We start from the raw sequence: 16,383 nt of genomic DNA on the forward strand, positions 1-16,383 counted from the left end.
AGCAACGACGCTAATACCGCGTCAATGCACAAAAAAACAATCAGCAGCCTGAGCGGCGCAGTGGAGAGTAAGATGAAAAAATTAGAAGATGTTAGTGTACTGGTAGCGCGTATTTTAATGCCGATTCTGTTTATTACGGCCGGTTGGGGAAAGATTACTGGCTACGCTGGTACGCAACAATACATGGAAGCGATGGGTGTCCCGGGCTTTATGCTGCCGTTGGTGATTTTGCTTGAATTTGGCGGTGGTCTGGCAATTCTGTTTGGTTTCCTGACTCGCACCACGGCGCTGTTTACCGCTGGCTTTACACTGCTGACTGCATTTTTATTTCACAGCAATTTTGCAGAAGGCATGAACTCGCTGATGTTTATGAAAAACCTGACCATTTCTGGCGGATTCCTGCTGCTGGCGATTACGGGTCCGGGCGCATTCAGCATCGACCGCCTGCTGAATAAAAAGTGGTAAGCACACGCTATACTTAACGATAAAAAAACGAGGAGAAACACTCCTCGTTTTTGCTATTGGAGGAGAGAAAAATGGGTCAACTGATTGACGGCGTCTGGCATGACACCTGGTACGACACCAAATCCACCGGCGGTAAATTTCAACGTTCAGCTTCCGCATTTCGTAACTGGCTCACCGCTGACGGCGCACCAGGACCAACCGGCAAAGGTGGTTTTGCCGCAGAAAAAGACCGTTATCATCTCTATGTTTCACTCGCCTGCCCGTGGGCACACCGCACGCTAATCATGCGTAAACTCAAAGGTCTGGAACCGTTTATCTCCGTTTCCGTGGTGAATCCGCTGATGCTGGAAAATGGCTGGACCTTCGATGACAGTTTCCCGGGTGCCACCGGCGATACGCTCTATCAACATGAGTTTCTGTATCAGCTTTATCTCCACGCCGATCCACACTATAGCGGACGTGTCACTGTTCCCGTGCTGTGGGACAAAAAGAACCACACCATTGTCAGCAACGAATCGGCGGAAATCATCCGCATGTTCAATACCGCGTTTGATGCACTGGGCGCGAAAGCGGGAGATTATTATCCTCCAGCCCTGCAAACGAAAATTGACGAACTTAACGGATGGATTTACGACACCGTCAACAATGGCGTGTATAAAGCCGGTTTTGCTACCAGCCAGGAAGCCTACGACGAGGCGGTGGTGAAAGTGTTTGAATCGCTGGCGCGACTGGAGCAGATCTTAGGTCAGCATCGCTATCTGACCGGTAACCAGTTAACCGAAGCCGATATTCGCCTGTGGACCACGCTGGTGCGTTTTGATCCGGTGTATGTCACCCACTTCAAATGTGATAAGCACCGTATCAGCGATTACCTGAACCTGTACGGCTTCCTGCGCGATATCTACCAGATGCCGGGGATTGCCGAAACTGTCAATTTCGATCACATCCGTAATCACTACTTCCGCAGCCATAAGACCATCAACCCTACGGGGATTATTTCGATTGGTCCGTGGCAGGATCTCGATGAACCACACGGTCGGGACGTTCGCTTCGGTTAGACAAAGGCACCCTTCGTGGTGCCTCTGATTGTTGGCTAAGTGCGTGTTGTTCATGTCGGATGCGGCGTGAAAGCCTTATCCGACCTAAAAACATGGTGCATTCAATATATTGCAGATACCTCTCAGGCCAGATAAGCCTAGCGCATCTGGCGATTTTGCGCTTGCCATCAGTCTGAAGTTCCATTCATTGCGCCTTATTAATTCACCATAGTGATATTTACTGCTATTTCATTCATGTCTATTCTTAATTTGCTGCTTTAAAAACAAGTGATTGAGCAAAATTGAGGCAAAAATGGACTGGTATCTGAAAGTACTAAAAAATTATGTCGGATTCCGGGGTCGTGCGCGGCGCAAAGAGTACTGGATGTTTATTCTGGTCAACATCATCTTTACGTTCGTGCTGGGACTACTGGATAAAATGTTAGGCTGGCAACGCGCCGGTGGCGAAGGCATCCTGACGACAATCTATGGCATTCTGGTGTTTTTACCGTGGTGGGCGGTTCAGTTCCGTCGCCTGCATGACACCGACCGTTCGGCGTGGTGGGTACTGCTGTTCTTGATCCCGTTTATCGGCTGGCTGATTATCATCGTCTTTAACTGCCAGGCGGGTACACCGGGTGAAAACCGCTTTGGACCAGACCCGAAACTGGAACAGGAATAATAATTAAGCACCTTGTGAAAGGTGCTTAATCGTTTATTTTCCGGCGAACAACTTTGGAATTTCCCGCAAACACCAGGATTTTGCTTCTCCCATACTGTCGCGACGCCAGGCCATAATAATATCGATCTCGCTGGTCGATTCCGGGCTGACGACACGCAGCCGGCCTTCAGCAATGTCTTTTTCCACCATCGGATACGGCATAGTTGCCACGCCAAGTCCAGCCAGTAACGCCTGGCGTTTATCTTCAATGGTACTGACCGTTAGACGCGGCTGTTTGTCCAGCAACTGCACCGTCAATACCGGGCGCTCACGAGCGGTATCCGCTACCGCAATTCCGCGATATTTCACGCGCGTCACTTCAGAAAGCGGTTCCGGCTCCTGATGAATCGGGTGATCAGGCGCGGCAACGTAGACGTTCATTAAGGTATAGAGCTTACGCGAGTTGATCTCCGACGAGGAACGAAAATGCATATCCGGCGCGATTACGATATCCGCTCGCCCCTGCTCCAGCCGCTCCCACGCGCCCGCCAGCACTTCTGTGATAATTGCCAGTTGGGTATTGGCCTTCACCGCCAGTTTGTCGATCAACGGGAAAAAAGCAGCCGTCGGCACCAGCGCCTCGGTCACAATGGTGAGATGCGTCTCCCAGCCGCGCGCGAGGGCTTCGGCATCGGTAGTCAGTTTATCTGCCGCTTCCAGCAGAACGCGTCCTCGCTCCAGCAACATACGCCCGACATTGGTGAATTTTGTACGATGACCCGAACGGTCAAACAGTACCACATCCAGCTCTTCTTCCAGTTTTTGCATGGTGTAGCTAAGCGCAGAAGGCACGCGTCCCAGCTCATCTGCTGCCGCCGCAAAACTGCCACGGCGATCGATCGCGTCCATAACACGCAGTGCTTCCAGCGTTAATGCCCTTTCTTTGGCCATGTCGTTCTCATTCAGGAAATTTGAACATACCGGGCAGAATATCTGGCTAACAATGTAGCGTCCAGCCCCTTACCATAAAAGGAAGTAAAGAGAGGTCAATAATTATGATTACTACCCGAACTGCCAGGCAGTGTGGACAAGCAGACTACGGATGGTTACAGGCCCGGTATACTTTTTCCTTTGGACACTACTTCGACCCGAAATTGTTAGGCTACGCCTCCCTGCGCGTGCTCAACCAGGAAGTGCTGGCTCCAGGTGCCGCCTTTCAGCCGCGAACCTACCCAAAAGTCGATATTTTGAATGTGATTCTGGATGGAGAAGCGGAATACCGCGACAGTGAAGGCAATCATGTTCAGGCCAGCGCCGGTGAAGCCTTATTGCTTTCTACTCAGCCGGGCGTGAGTTATAGCGAACATAACATCAGCAAAGACAAACCGTTAACGCGGATGCAGCTTTGGCTGGATGCCTGCCCGCAGCGAGAGAATCCGCTGATTCAAAAACTGGCGCTTAATATGGGCAAGCAGCAATTAATCGCCTCGCCCGATGGCACAGAGGGTAGTCTGCAACTGCGCCAGCAAGTGTGGCTGCATCATATTGTGCTCGCTAAGGGCGAAAGTGCGAACTTTCAACTGCACGGCCCGCGCGCCTATTTACAATCGATTCACGGCCAATTTCATGCGATTACGCATCATGAAGAGAAAGCGGCACTGACCTGCGGTGATGGTGCATTTATTCGTGACGAGGCTAACATTACGCTGGTTGCTGATTCCCCGCTGCGCGCTTTACTGATAGATTTACCTGTCTAGTTGTTTTTACAGGGAGAAGATGATGAGTAAAAAATCGGCGAAGAAACGCCAGTCAGTGAAGCCCGTTGTGGCGAAAGAAACTACTCGCGCAACTAAAAACTTTGGCTATGAAGAGATGTTGAGCGAGCTGGAAGCGATAGTCGCCGACGCCGAAACGCGGTTAGCCGAGGATGAAGCCGCCGCATAAAGACAGGTTGCCGGATGCGGCGTAAACGCCTTATCCGGCCTACAAAACCCAATAACATCAATAAATTGCGCACCCCGTAGGCCGGATAAAATGCGCCAGCATCGCATCCGGCTTCAGGCACGATACCCAAGACCCGCCGCTTACCTGGCCTTGCTCGCCATAATCTCGATAATCTGCCGATCCGTTTGCTGCATCGAATGGCTTGCCAGCGCACACAGGTTGGCAATCGACTGCTCAACATCATGCGCCACAATGCCTTCATTGCCGGTCACAGCGGTATCATCCAGCGCCATTAACACAGCTTTCCACGCAGCCGAAGCACTGGTCGAAACCTTCATCGCGCAACTGTTCGACGCGCCATCGCAAATCATGCCGCTGACATCGCCGATCATACTGCTGATAGCCATAGAGATCGTTTCATAACGCCCATCCACCAGCCACGCCATCCCGGCGGCAGCCCCCATTGCTGCCGTCGTTGCAGCACACAGCGCGGACAAACGCGGCAACTGATTATGGATGTAAATCGCGCTCAAATGCGAAAGCATCAGCGCGCGCGCCAGCCGTTCATCATCCGCCCCGAAGTGTTCCGCGACCACCACCACGGGCATTGTCGCGGTGATCCCCTGGTTGCCAGAACCGGAGTTACTCATCGCAGGAAGCGTTGCGCCGCCCATACGCGCATCGGATGCCGCGCTGGTACGAATCACAATCGACGAGGAGAGATCTTTCGCCAACAAACCGCGTGCACACTGTTTTTCCAGCGTTGCGCCAATATGCAGTCCCCAGTTGCCACTCAAGCCTTCCTGCGATAATGCGCAGTTTAGCTTCGCAGAATCGAGAATAAAGCGGATCGCCTCAAACGGGACTTCATTGACGAACTTCAGGATCTCGGCGAGCGTCGTTCTGGAGAGCACCGCCAGCGGCGACTCTTGCTCGCCCTCTGTCACACATGCCTGCTGGGTAAACACCACGCCATTGTGCGTCTCAATATGCACAATGTTGGTATGTCCACCGACAATAGTGACACACGCCCACTTCTCGCCGTTCCAGACTTTGGCGCGTGAGAAGAGGATCTCGTCGCAAGGTTCCTGGATCTTAACCGAGACTTTACCCGCCGCCAGCAATGCTTTGGCATCGGCAATCGCCTGCGCAGTTGCGTCTTTCAGCACTTCCAGCCCGGCTTTGGCATTTCCACCCAGTGCACCCAGCGCCGCCGCAATCGGCAGCCCCACCATTCCCGTGCCGGGAACGGTGACGCCCAGACCGTTCTTCATCAGATTTGGCGAAACCCAGGCTTCTACACGTTCAACCGGACCTTCCAGTTCTGCCGCAGCAACCGCCGCTGCCAGCGCCAGTGAAATAGGTTCAGTACATCCCAGCGCCGGTTTTACTTCCTCCTGAACGGCGAGGATGTAACGCTGCCATAACGGATTTAAAGTCGAATCAAACATAATAAAAACCTTAAAATTTCAGGTAAATCAAGAAAATGCCAGGAACGGAGAAACGCAAAGCAACAAACCGGTGACGATAATCAGGTACAGAGACATCCCTTTGTATTTGTGCAATGCCGGTACTTTGTAAACCAGCCACGCCGGGATCAGGCACCCTACCATGCCGAAAATCGGGCTACAGATAGAGGTGAAGCTCAACACCGGCGCGTTCAGTACGATGGCGCTCCAGGCCAGTAAAATGGCGAAAATCATGATGCCGCGCTGGACGAGATTTTCGTTAATCTTCTCGGCCGGTATCTTGCGGCGCAGGATGTTCATTACGATCCCTTGCGTTGCTTCACGGAAGCCTAAATAGACGCCAAAAAACGCGGTCATTACGGCAAAGATATTGAGAATGACACTAACCACTTTTACCCACGCAGCACCGTCACCGCTAATAAACTGTGCGGCAATCGCCAGCGCGGAAATATTCTGCTCGTAGGCTTTTACCGCTTCGTCATGTCCCATCGCCAGCGTGAACGACACGGCGTAGAAAAAGACAGTGACAAACAGAATGCCGAACGCGATGTTCATTGCCCGCAACGCTTTATGCCGCGCTACTTCAATCGATTTTTCCCGCGAGCGATAGGAAATCACCATCGGGCTTAATGTCTGGATAAACAGAATCGACGTCAGGGTAAACGGCAGCGTAATAATGGCGTTTTTCACCAGCAGCCCCAGCGGCGGCAGCGAACCCACGTTATACAGATGCCACATTCCCACCATCGACACGCCCAGCGCCGCGACCACCAGCAGTTTGGTCAGCACCATGCCAGTCGAAATCTTGAATAACAGTTTCTCGCCGCGTGAGGAGATGGCGACCAGAATGCAAATCAGTACCAGTCCATAAAACGGATTGTCTGATAGCACGCTTTCCGTCACGCCAAAAGTATGTAAATAGGAGGCACTATCGTTGGTGATGGCGGTGGAATACACGAACATCCAGATCACCAACATCACGAAATAGAGCGCCCCCAACAGGATGCCCCAGTTTTTGCCTAAATAACCGCTGATGACGCTCGGGTAATCTTTACACTCCGGTGATTCTGCCAGCGTATTAATAAACAACCGCTGAAACAGATACATTGCCGGGTAACCAATCACTGATGAGAGCAAAAATACCCACAATCCCATCAAACCGACCTGCACCGGGAGAAAAACAATCCCCGCGCCAATCGCCATCCCGATACTCATAATTACCCAGCCGGTGTCGGTACTGTCGAATTTGATTGCTTCACGCCATTCACTTTCACTCATTCCAGCACGACCCGCCGGGGTCGAAGCGTCTGCAATGACGCCTTTATTCGTTGCAATTTCCATAATTTCTCGCTCAATATTTTGTAGGGCTTTTTATTTTTTTCGAGCCGCATCAAGGCGATACGCGGTCTACGTTTTTTTGCAGGCGAGTTATTAGAATGAAGAAATGATACGCGTGAGGTTAGAGAAAATCTTCACAATCAAGACTTTGAAATAGCAGTTATGGATAATAATTTTCTATCAAATCAACCAGAGAGAAACAGTTATTCTCTATTTGCGGCAGATCACAATAAAAAAGGGTGCACATTTTGTGCACCCAAAGATAAATGCGGATGAAATATCAGCCGCAGACTACTTTTATGGCCAGTCCTCCGCGTGAAGTTTCGCGGTATTTATCGTTCATATCTTTGCCGGTTTCATACATCGTCTCGATCACTTTATCGAGTGAAACACGCGGTGCAGAAGTGCGCCGCATCGCCATTCGCGCGGCGTTTACCGCTTTCACAGCGTTGATAGCGTTACGTTCAATACACGGAATTTGCACTTGTCCGGCAACCGGATCGCAGGTCAGCCCAAGGTTATGTTCCATAGCGATTTCCGCCGCATTACATACCTGCGCCGGGCTGCCGCCCAGCAGTTCGGTTAACCCTGCCGCAGCCATCGAACAGGCCACGCCAATTTCGCCCTGACACCCCACTTCCGCACCAGAGATGGAGGCATTCATTTTATACAGCGCGCCGATAGCGCCAGCCGCCAGCAGAAAACGGGCGATGGATCGCTCATTGAGCGGACGGCGGAATTTATCGTAATAGGCCAGCACAGCCGGAATAATACCGCAAGCGCCATTAGTTGGTGCTGTCACTACACGTCCGCCAGCGGCGTTTTCTTCGCTGACCGCCAGAGCAAACATATTGATCCAGTCGATGACGTTCATTGGATCGTTAGAGATATTGTCACTAGAGACCAGCAAACGGCGCAACGCCACCGCCCGTCGTGGGACATTGAGTGGGCCAGGCAATACGCCTTCGGTATTCATGCCGCGTTCAATACCGTCGTGCATCACCTGCCAGATACGAGCAAACCCTGCATCAATTTCCGCTTTGCTGCGCAGCGCCAGCTCGTTATGCATCATCAGGCCAGAAATAGACAGGCCGTTGTAATCACACATTTTCAGCAGTTCGCCTGCCGAGTGGAAGTCATAAGGTACGGGGGTTTCGACATCGTGCGACAGGCCGAAGTGTTCTTCTTCAACGATAAACCCGCCGCCGACAGAGTAATAGGTTTTGCTTAATAGCTCTTCCTGCCCGTTCCAGGCAGTAATCCGCATCCCGTTCTCATGACGAGGCAACATTTCTGGATGGAAGATAATGTTCTTTGCTACAGGAAAATCAACAATATGCGCACCACAAGCCACCGGCAGTCGCCCACTGCGCGTCACAAGTTCAATAAATGCAGGGATCTCATCAATAACAACATCCTGCGGGCTGTTTCCTGCCAGTCCCATAATGATGGCGATATCCGTGGCATGGCCTTTGCCCGTCAGTGACAACGACCCGTAAAGATCGACCACAATATGACTTGTTGCAGTTAATAAGCCACTACTCACCAGTCGGTCGATAAAACTTTTTCCAGCATTCATTGGCCCCACGGTATGCGAACTGGAGGGACCAATACCAATTTTGAAAATATCGAATGCACTAATCATAACCACACTCTCGGATTGCCGTTCTGTGAAGAGGAGCGGGACGACTCTACGGTCGCCCCGCTCCGGGCTTTACACGCTACGTACTGCGATAGCTTCAATTTCCAGCTTCACATCTTTCGGCAAACGCGCGACCTGCACGCAGCTACGGGTCGGGTAGGTCGCCTGATGCTCATCGAAGAACTGCTTATAGACTTCATTGATGGTGGCAAAGTCATTCAGATCGGTGATGAATACCGTCATCTTGATGATATCGCCCACGGTGAGGCCAGCAGCAACCACGATCGCTTTGACGTTTTCAAGGCTTAAACGCGCCTGATCTTTCACATCAGCCGGGATCTCGCCGGTCTGCGGGCAAACCGGAATTTGCCCGGAGGTGAAGACCATGCTGCCTAAATCAACACCCTGAACATAAGGGCCGATTGCGCCTGGGGCACGTTGCGTTTCGATAATCTTTTTCATACATCCTCCGGCGTCAGAGCGCCTGGGTAAAGGTACGTGAAATCACATCCTGTTGCTGTTCGCGAGTCAGCGCGTTAAAGCGCACAGCGTAGCCAGAGACACGGATTGTCAGGTTCGGGTATTTTTCCGGGTGCTCAATGGCATCCAACAACATTTCCCGATTCATAACGTTAACGTTGAGATGTTGACCGCCTTCGATGTCCGCTTCGTGATGGAAATATCCATCCAGCAGACCAACAAGGTTGGTTTTGCGTACCGGATCTTCTTTACCCAGCGCCGCCGGGACGATCGAGAAGGTGTACGAAATACCATCTTTGGCGTAAGTGAACGGCAGTTTCGCCACGGAAGTCAGCGAGGCTACCGCGCCTTTGCGGTCACGACCGTGCATCGGGTTAGCGCCCGGCGCAAACGGCGTACCCGCGCGGCGACCGTCCGGTGTGTTACCGGTTTTCTGTCCGTACACCACGTTAGAAGTGATAGTCAGAATCGACTGCGTCGGCACGGCGTTACGATAGGTTGGCAGGGCTTTAATTTTCTTCATAAAGCGTTCAACCAGGTCACAAGCGATGCTGTCTACGCGCTCGTCGTTGTTGCCGTACTGTGGATATTCGCCATCGATTTCAAAGTCCACCGCCAGACCGTTTTCGTCACGGATGGGTTTCACACGGGCATATTTAATGGCGGAAAGTGAATCCGTCGCCACCGACAGACCCGCGATGCCGCAAGCCATGGTGCGATAGACATCACGATCGTGCAGCGCCATCAGCGAGGCTTCGTAGCTGTACTTGTCGTGCATGTAGTGGATGATGTTCAGCGCGCTGATGTACTGCACCGCCAGCCAGTCCATGAAATGGTCGAGGCTGTCCATTACTTTGTTGTAATCCAGCACGTCGTCCATCAATGGTGCCGTTTTCGGGCCGACCTGAATCTTCAGCTTCTCGTCCACCCCGCCGTTGATTGCGTACAGCAGCGTTTTGGCGAGGTTAGCGCGTGCGCCGAAGAACTGCATCTGCTTACCAATCACCATTGGGCTGACACAGCAGGCAATTGCGTAATCGTCGCTGTTGAAGTCAGTGCGCATCAGATCGTCGTTTTCATACTGCAAAGAAGAGGTGACGATAGACACTTGTGCCGCATATTTTTTGAAGGCAATCGGCAATGCTTCCGACCACAGAATGGTCAGGTTCGGTTCCGGCGCTGGCCCCATGGTGTGCAGGGTGTGCAGATAACGGAAGGAGTTTTTAGTCACCAGAGTGCGACCATCCAGCCCCATCCCGCCGATCACTTCCGTCGCCCAGATAGGGTCGCCGGAGAACAGCGAATCAAATTCCGGTGTACGCAGGAAGCGCACCATGCGGATCTTCATGATGAAGTGGTCGATCAGTTCCTGCGCCTGCTGCTCATTAAGCACGCCGGCTTTAAAGTCGCGCTCAATGTAGATATCGAGGAACGATGCGGTACGACCAAGAGACATTGCGCCGCCGTTCTGCGATTTCACCGCCGCCAGGTAAGCGAAGTAGAGCCACTGCACCGCTTCCTGCGCATTCTGTGCCGGACGGGAGATATCGAAGCCGTATTTAGCCGCCATTTCCTGAATCTGCAACAGCGCATGACGATGTTCTGCCAGCTCTTCACGCAGACGGATGGTGGCTTCCAGATCTTCACCTTTTTCCAGACGAGACTGGAGATCGGCAAATTGCAGTTCGCGTTCACGTACCAGATAACTGATGCCGTACAGCGCCACGCGGCGATAGTCACCGATGATACGCCCACGACCATAACCGTCTGGTAAACCGGTCAGGACACCAGATTTACGGCAGCGCAGCATATCCGGTGAGTAAACATCAAATACGCCCTGATTATGGGTTTTACGCAGATCGGTAAAGATGTACTCAAATTCGCTGTCCATTTCACGGCCATAGGCGTGGAATGAACTTTTAATCATATTAATGCCACCGAACGGATGCAGCGCGCGCTTTAAGGGCGCATCGGTTTGCAGACCAACAATTTTTTCCAGCGGCTGATTAATATAACCAGCATCATGGGCGGTAATGGTAGTGGCAATATTAGTATCGAAATCAACCGGCGCGTGGGTCGCATTTTCGATACGAATGCCTTCCATTACTTTTTCCCACAATGCCGTGGTCGCCGGCGTTGCTTCAGCAAGGAAAGATTCATCACCTTCATACGGTGTATAGTTTTGTTGAATAAAATCGCGGACATTAATTTCGTTTTTCCAGTCCGTACCTTTAAAGCCAAGCCATGCGTCGGCGTACAGCTTATCGCCGGTATCAATATCTACCTTCATGAAAAATAATCTCTCTACAATACTTCAACTAAATTATGCAAACTCTGCGGGGGCGTTAACTTTGCCTAAATGAATTGCATCTAAGGCAATCATTTTTTCTTCATTAGTCGGAATAACGGCGCAAATTACGCGCGCATTTTCACTGGAAATAATTCGTTCACCGTAGGAATTAGATTGATTATTCATTTCCACATCAATCTCAACGCCTAATACGGCTAAATGTTCCATGACCAGACGACGAATTAAACTTGAGTTCTCTCCTATTCCACCGGTAAATATAATGCCATCCAGACGATGTAATGAGGCGGCATGTCCGGCAATATGACGGGCAATTCGATGAACAAAAGTTTTAATTGCCAGTTGTGCGCGTTCGTGACCTTCATGCCAGGCTTTTTCCAGAACGCGTAAATCTGAAGACAGACCGGAAATACCTAATAATCCCGACTCTTTATTCACTACGCGTTCCAGATCGCCCAGGCTCTGATTGGTTTGACTGGCAATCCAGGACATCGCGCCGAAGTCGACATCACCACTGCGCGTCCCCATCATCAAGCCTTCCAGCGGCGTCATTCCCATTGAAGTATCTACGCTCTGACCGTTACGAACCGCGCAGATTGACGCGCCATTGCCAAGATGTGCTACCACCAGGCCGGAGTTATCCTCTGCAAGATTCAGCAGAGAATGCGCTCGCTGGGAAACATAGCGATGTGACGTGCCGTGGAAACCATAACGGCGCACACCTAACTCTTCATAATATTTCCACGGCAGGCCGTATAAATAAGCCTCTGGTGCCATCGTCTGGTGGAAACTGGTATCAAATACCGCCACCTGAGTTACGCCAGGAAATAATTGCTGCGCCGATTCAATGCCACTTAAATTGGCGTAATTATGCAGCGGAGCCAGTGGAGAAACGCGACGGATATTATCAATGACTTCATCGGTAATAATGGCGGACTCGGTAAAAATACTCCCGCCGTGGGCGATGCGGTGGCCAATTAAAGCCACACTGCCATTTAAATTCCGTTTTTCCAGTTCAAATGCGATTGCCTTCAATGCACCTTCGTAGCTGTGGTGAGCCAGCGGAGCTGGCTCTCCCCCATTTACGGATAAGAATGCATTTTCCGAGTTAATACCGTCGGCAATACCTGACATTAATACTTCACAGTCGCTGGCATCAAGCACGGAAAACTTAATCGAAGACGAACCACAGTTAATAACCAAAACAACCGGAAATTCATTCATCTCTTTTCTCATCCTGAGTTATGGATTAAAACAGTTTGTATACGATGTTCAGGATGGTCAGCAGACCAATCACGGTAACAAACACGTTATCCAGACGACCACGGTATTTCGCCAGAGACGGCGCTTTACGGATGGCGTACATCGGCAACAGGCACAGCAAGGATGCGATAATCGGCGCGCCCATGGCTTCAATCAGATCCAGGATGTTCGGGTTGGCGTAGGCAACAACCCAGGTAGATCCCATGATGAAGATCATGCTGATAGTGTTCAGTTTGCCCGCAGAAACTTTCGTTTTGTCGCCTTTATAACCAAACTTCAGAACCAGGCCATTCAGACCTTCCAGCGTCCCCAGATAGTGACCGAAGAAAGATTTGAAGATAGCAACCAGCGCAATGATGGACGCCGCATATTCCAGAATAATAGCGAACGTCGTTTTGGTGCCGGTCATGGATGCAAAGTGGTTAGCCAGGTAAGAAAGCACCGGAATGTTCTGCGCTTTTGCTTCCGCCATGTTCGCCGGAGACAGCGTAAACAGGCAGCTAAAGGCAAAGAACATCACCACCGCAACCATCAGCATGCTGGCGCGAGAGATGATTTGGGAACATTTCTGCTCAGTGAAGTCGCGACCGAAGTCTTTCTCATACTCTTCACGCTTAGAAACGACGAAGGAAGAGACGATTGGCGAGAAGTTAAAGGAGAAGACCATGATGGAAATCCCCAGCCAGACGGTGATCAGGATCCCGTCATGACCAGTTAACGACAGCGCGCCAAGGTCAACTTGATCGATAACCGCAGAGTTCCAGTAAGGGATCAGCGACAGAGAAATCAGCACCAGGCTGGCGATAAAAGGCCATACCAGGTAGCTCATCACTTTAACCATCAGATCCTTACCAAACCAGATGACGAACGCCATCAGCAGCAGCAGGAACAGCGCCACGAAGCCACGGTTCAGCGGCGCAAAGCCGAGCTGGTTTTCCCAGAATGTCATAAAGGTGTTGGTGATGGTAACGCCATAAATCCACAACAGTGGGCAAATCGCGAAGAAATACAGGAACGTGATGACCACACCGCCGGTTTTACCAAAGTGCTCTTCTACCGTTTCCGTAATGTTGCCGGAAGGGTTAGAGCCAGAAAGACACAGACGCGCCAGCGCCCGGTGGCAATAAAACGCGATGGGGTATGCCAATACCAACATCAGAAGAATCGGGATCAGTCCGCCAAAACCTGCGCGGATAGGGAAGAACAGCACCCCGGCGCCGATTGCCGTACCAAACAAGCCTAACGTCCATGTGGTATCTGATTTACGCCAGGACGATTGTTTTGTCTGGCTGGATACAATGCTATCTGAAGTACTCATATCCTATCCTCAACGAATTAATTAAGCGTCAACGAAACCGGTGATTTGAGAGACGCGAGAAAGATCGATATTGCCGCCGGAAATAATACTGACGGTTTTTCTGTTTTGAATATATTGGTCTAATTTACCGCTTAATAATGCAGCACATGCCAGAGCGCCTGCGCCTTCGGTGACGACTTTATTGCGCTGAATTAAGGCAATCATACTGTTTCTGATTTCGTCTTCGCTGACCAGCACGATGTCATCGACTAATTCACGAACGATTTCGTAAGTTAAATTACCCGGGCGGGCGACATCACAACCATCCGCCAGGGTGCCGGTAGTTCGGTGCGTGGTTATTTCTCCGGAGTGGAAAGAAGCCGCCATGCCGTGAACGTTTTCTGACTGCACACCAATAACACGAATGGTCGGGTTAATAGATTTAATTGCCACCGCAATACCGGCAATTAAACCGCCACCGCCAATTGGCACAATGACGTTATCGACATCATAAAGATCTTCCATAATTTCCAGCCCAATGGTTCCCTGACCGGCAATCACTTTCGGATCATCATAAGGTGGAATAAAGATGCGTCCTTCCGTTTCGACAATTTCGCTCACTTTGGCGATGGTGTCGTTGAAGTTGTCGCCGTGCAGTACCACTTCAGCAGAGTAGTCACACGTTGCTGCAACTTTGGATTTTGGCGCGCCTTTCGGCATTACAACTTTACCATCAATCCCCAACATCGCACAGGAAAGCGAAACCCCTTGCGCGTGGTTCCCCGCTGAACAGGCCACTACACCTTTACGTTTCTCAGCATCAGTTAAGGAGCTTAATTTATTAAATGCGCCACGAATTTTAAATGAACCGGTACGCTGCATGTTTTCAAACTTAAGGAATATTTCACCTTTGCAACGTTCACTAAAATAGTTAGATCGAGGCATTCCTGTTTTATAAATTCGCCCAGCCAGACGTTGTTTTGCTTCAATAATGTCATCAATAGCAACCGGCAGATCGTATGTAATATGCATTATAAAACCTCTTAGCCTGAATTAAATATGTAGGTAACCGTAACCAGCACCTGCAAAAAGGCAGGTGGATTATTTATGTTTAAATAAAAAATAAATAACTAACAAGCTTCTATTAATTGCTTTCGTCTACACCCATTATAAGATGAATATTCTTTGGCTAATTCCACCAAAACCGATGCTGCTTTTTTAATACGATAATTTTTCGACCATACTGCGGCATATTGCGCTACCGGTAATGTTTCCTCAACCGGAATGGTAATAAATTGATTAGAACCAAAAGGTGAAGTCATATCGCAGGGAATCACGGTTAAGAAATCAGCATTGAGAACAAGATTATAAATTGTCACGACTGAGTCGGTTTTAACGATGTTTTCAATACTGATGCCATTTCTTTGTAACGTGGTGAGTAGTTCGCTGTAGTATCCCATATTCGTTTGCGGCAACACCCACTGTTCGTTCTTCAAAGACTCCAGCGTGGTGGTGCCGGTGGATGTTCGGGACTTACTGGCAACCAGTACGAACTCTGACTCGAACAGCGGCTCGACATGCAAATCCTGAAGCTTCATTTCTGCACTTAACGTACCTATCGCAAAATCCAGACGCCCGTCGCGGATAGCCGGTAAGAATGAGGACAATTGCGCTTCATACATTGAGACCTGCGCTTTCGGGAACACCTCTTTGAATTTGTTGATCATCCCGGACATAAAGGTAAAGCCAATCAGCGATGGAAAACCAAATGAGACCTCCACGACTGCATCAGAGGACATACCGCTAATCTCATTAACCATATTTTTCATTTCGCGGGTAATGGATTCGGAGCGTGAGAGCAACAATTGACCAGCTGGCGTCAGCGTTACACCGGTATTTTTCCGCACCACTAATTCCACGCCAAAATAATCTTCGATATCGTTAATGATTTTACTTACCGCTGGTTGAGTTAACCCTAATTCTTTTGCAGCCGAGCCAATAGAGCCACTTCTGATGACTTCCTGAAAGACTACCAGGTGTTGCGTTTTAGGAAGAAGAATAGTGCTCATAACAACCCGCGTTAATTACCTCATTGACGGTATGAAGTGTATCAAAATGCAATGAATAGGATATGTGCGACCACTCACAAATTAACTTTCAATAGTTTTCCAGGCATATCCTCAAAGGCATATAATCATTTAATATCAATGAGTTAAATAAATAAAATCAACACAAAGGCTGACTTTTATCAAAAAAACAAGGGGGGATAACCATATTTTATGGCGATAACGGTGCACTTAATTTTTGTTATTAAAAAATGCTCTTAGACGATATTTCAAGCAATTATCGTGTATTTCGCAGACGAATTTTAAGTTAAATTTAATGAGCAAGTTATCAAATTTTATTATAAATAAATCATTTCCACAGATAAATAATGCGGTACGTCACATTTTTTTTCGCCATTTGTTGGAGATAGAAC

Annotated in this window: 15 protein-coding genes; 5 read left to right on the forward strand and 10 right to left on the reverse strand. The window is 49.9% G+C overall.

Annotated features, from left to right (window positions below; genetic code table 11):
• Positions 1-72: 72 nt before the first annotated feature.
• The 3 genes from HEM79_RS19200 (at position 73) to HEM79_RS19210 (ending at position 2,184) form a co-directional block, all read left to right on the forward strand.
• Entirely contained in the window at positions 73-465 is a 393-nt protein-coding gene (locus tag HEM79_RS19200; protein WP_052896870.1) for a DoxX family protein, read from the forward strand.
• A 71-nt stretch (positions 466-536) separates the two neighbouring features.
• Entirely contained in the window at positions 537-1,523 is a 987-nt protein-coding gene (gene yqjG / locus HEM79_RS19205) for a glutathionyl-hydroquinone reductase YqjG (RefSeq protein WP_000531183.1), read from the forward strand.
• Positions 1,524-1,815: 292 nt separating this feature from the next.
• On the forward strand, positions 1,816-2,184 hold the full coding sequence (locus HEM79_RS19210; RefSeq protein WP_000384146.1) for a DUF805 domain-containing protein: 369 nt from the start codon (positions 1,816-1,818) through the stop codon (positions 2,182-2,184).
• Positions 2,185-2,217: 33 nt separating this feature from the next.
• Here the strand turns inward: HEM79_RS19210 and yhaJ are convergent, their stop codons facing one another.
• On the reverse strand, positions 2,218-3,114 hold the full coding sequence (yhaJ, locus tag HEM79_RS19215) for a DNA-binding transcriptional regulator YhaJ (RefSeq protein WP_001041002.1): 897 nt from the start codon (positions 3,112-3,114) through the stop codon (positions 2,218-2,220).
• A 104-nt stretch (positions 3,115-3,218) separates the two neighbouring features.
• Between yhaJ and HEM79_RS19220 the strand changes: the two genes are divergently transcribed.
• Positions 3,219-3,920, forward strand: coding sequence for a pirin family protein (locus HEM79_RS19220; protein ID WP_000633570.1), 702 nt, complete (start codon positions 3,219-3,221; stop codon positions 3,918-3,920).
• 22 nt (positions 3,921-3,942) lie between these two features.
• Positions 3,943-4,107, forward strand: a complete 165-nt coding sequence (gene yhaL / locus HEM79_RS19225) for a protein YhaL (RefSeq protein WP_010346326.1) — start codon at positions 3,943-3,945, stop codon at positions 4,105-4,107.
• Positions 4,108-4,247: 140 nt separating this feature from the next.
• Here yhaL and cyuA read toward each other — a convergent pair whose 3' ends face one another.
• The 9 genes from cyuA to tdcA all read right to left on the reverse strand — a co-directional run bounded on the left by cyuA (position 4,248) and on the right by tdcA (position 15,973).
• Positions 4,248-5,558 (reverse strand): cysteine desulfidase, encoded by a 1,311-nt coding sequence (cyuA, locus tag HEM79_RS19230; RefSeq protein ID WP_000460497.1) that lies wholly within the window; start codon positions 5,556-5,558, stop codon positions 4,248-4,250.
• Positions 5,559-5,585: 27 nt separating this feature from the next.
• Positions 5,586-6,917, reverse strand: coding sequence for an amino acid permease (locus HEM79_RS19235; RefSeq protein ID WP_000401617.1), 1,332 nt, complete (start codon positions 6,915-6,917; stop codon positions 5,586-5,588).
• A 277-nt stretch (positions 6,918-7,194) separates the two neighbouring features.
• On the reverse strand, positions 7,195-8,559 hold the full coding sequence (tdcG, locus tag HEM79_RS19240) for an L-serine ammonia-lyase (RefSeq protein WP_176241891.1): 1,365 nt from the start codon (positions 8,557-8,559) through the stop codon (positions 7,195-7,197).
• A gap of 69 nt (positions 8,560-8,628) precedes the next feature.
• The gene (locus HEM79_RS19245; RefSeq protein ID WP_000719986.1) at positions 8,629-9,018 is read right to left on the reverse strand and encodes an enamine/imine deaminase; all 390 of its coding nucleotides are present in this window, start codon (positions 9,016-9,018) and stop codon (positions 8,629-8,631) included.
• Between the two features lie 13 nt (positions 9,019-9,031).
• Entirely contained in the window at positions 9,032-11,326 is a 2,295-nt protein-coding gene (tdcE, locus tag HEM79_RS19250; RefSeq protein WP_016159734.1) for a 2-ketobutyrate formate-lyase/pyruvate formate-lyase, read from the reverse strand.
• 33 nt (positions 11,327-11,359) lie between these two features.
• A complete protein-coding gene (gene tdcD, locus HEM79_RS19255; RefSeq protein ID WP_176241890.1) occupies positions 11,360-12,568 on the reverse strand; it encodes a propionate kinase in 1,209 nt (402 codons plus the stop codon).
• Between the two features lie 25 nt (positions 12,569-12,593).
• Positions 12,594-13,925 carry a threonine/serine transporter TdcC gene (gene tdcC / locus HEM79_RS19260; RefSeq protein ID WP_000107716.1) on the reverse strand — a complete coding sequence of 444 codons (1,332 nt, stop codon included), beginning with the start codon at positions 13,923-13,925 and terminating at the stop codon, positions 12,594-12,596.
• 21 nt (positions 13,926-13,946) lie between these two features.
• Complete coding sequence (gene tdcB, locus HEM79_RS19265; protein WP_000548353.1) at positions 13,947-14,936, reverse strand: bifunctional threonine ammonia-lyase/L-serine ammonia-lyase TdcB; 990 nt, start codon at positions 14,934-14,936, stop codon at positions 13,947-13,949.
• 98 nt (positions 14,937-15,034) lie between these two features.
• Positions 15,035-15,973: a transcriptional regulator TdcA gene (gene tdcA, locus HEM79_RS19270; RefSeq protein ID WP_000104198.1), complete on the reverse strand. Its 939-nt coding sequence runs from the start codon at positions 15,971-15,973 to the stop codon at positions 15,035-15,037.
• Positions 15,974-16,383: the final 410 nt, after the last annotated feature.

It is taken from the genome of Escherichia sp. 93.0816 (assembly GCF_013368855.2).
GTDB classification, from domain to species: Bacteria; Pseudomonadota; Gammaproteobacteria; order Enterobacterales; family Enterobacteriaceae; genus Escherichia; species Escherichia ruysiae.

Coding starts and splice junctions, on each gene's coding strand:
- HEM79_RS19200 (WP_052896870.1), top strand. CDS start 73: ATGAAAAAATTAGAAGATGTTAGTGTACTGGTAGCGCGTATTTTAATG.
- yqjG (WP_000531183.1), top strand. CDS start 537: ATGGGTCAACTGATTGACGGCGTCTGGCATGACACCTGGTACGACACC.
- HEM79_RS19210 (WP_000384146.1), top strand. CDS start 1,816: ATGGACTGGTATCTGAAAGTACTAAAAAATTATGTCGGATTCCGGGGT.
- yhaJ (WP_001041002.1), bottom strand. CDS start 3,114: ATGGCCAAAGAAAGGGCATTAACGCTGGAAGCACTGCGTGTTATGGAC.
- HEM79_RS19220 (WP_000633570.1), top strand. CDS start 3,219: ATGATTACTACCCGAACTGCCAGGCAGTGTGGACAAGCAGACTACGGA.
- yhaL (WP_010346326.1), top strand. CDS start 3,943: ATGAGTAAAAAATCGGCGAAGAAACGCCAGTCAGTGAAGCCCGTTGTG.
- cyuA (WP_000460497.1), bottom strand. CDS start 5,558: ATGTTTGATTCGACTTTAAATCCGTTATGGCAGCGTTACATCCTCGCC.
- HEM79_RS19235 (WP_000401617.1), bottom strand. CDS start 6,917: ATGGAAATTGCAACGAATAAAGGCGTCATTGCAGACGCTTCGACCCCG.
- tdcG (WP_176241891.1), bottom strand. CDS start 8,559: ATGATTAGTGCATTCGATATTTTCAAAATTGGTATTGGTCCCTCCAGT.
- HEM79_RS19245 (WP_000719986.1), bottom strand. CDS start 9,018: ATGAAAAAGATTATCGAAACGCAACGTGCCCCAGGCGCAATCGGCCCT.
- tdcE (WP_016159734.1), bottom strand. CDS start 11,326: ATGAAGGTAGATATTGATACCGGCGATAAGCTGTACGCCGACGCATGG.
- tdcD (WP_176241890.1), bottom strand. CDS start 12,568: ATGAATGAATTTCCGGTTGTTTTGGTTATTAACTGTGGTTCGTCTTCG.
- tdcC (WP_000107716.1), bottom strand. CDS start 13,925: ATGAGTACTTCAGATAGCATTGTATCCAGCCAGACAAAACAATCGTCC.
- tdcB (WP_000548353.1), bottom strand. CDS start 14,936: ATGCATATTACATACGATCTGCCGGTTGCTATTGATGACATTATTGAA.
- tdcA (WP_000104198.1), bottom strand. CDS start 15,973: ATGAGCACTATTCTTCTTCCTAAAACGCAACACCTGGTAGTCTTTCAG.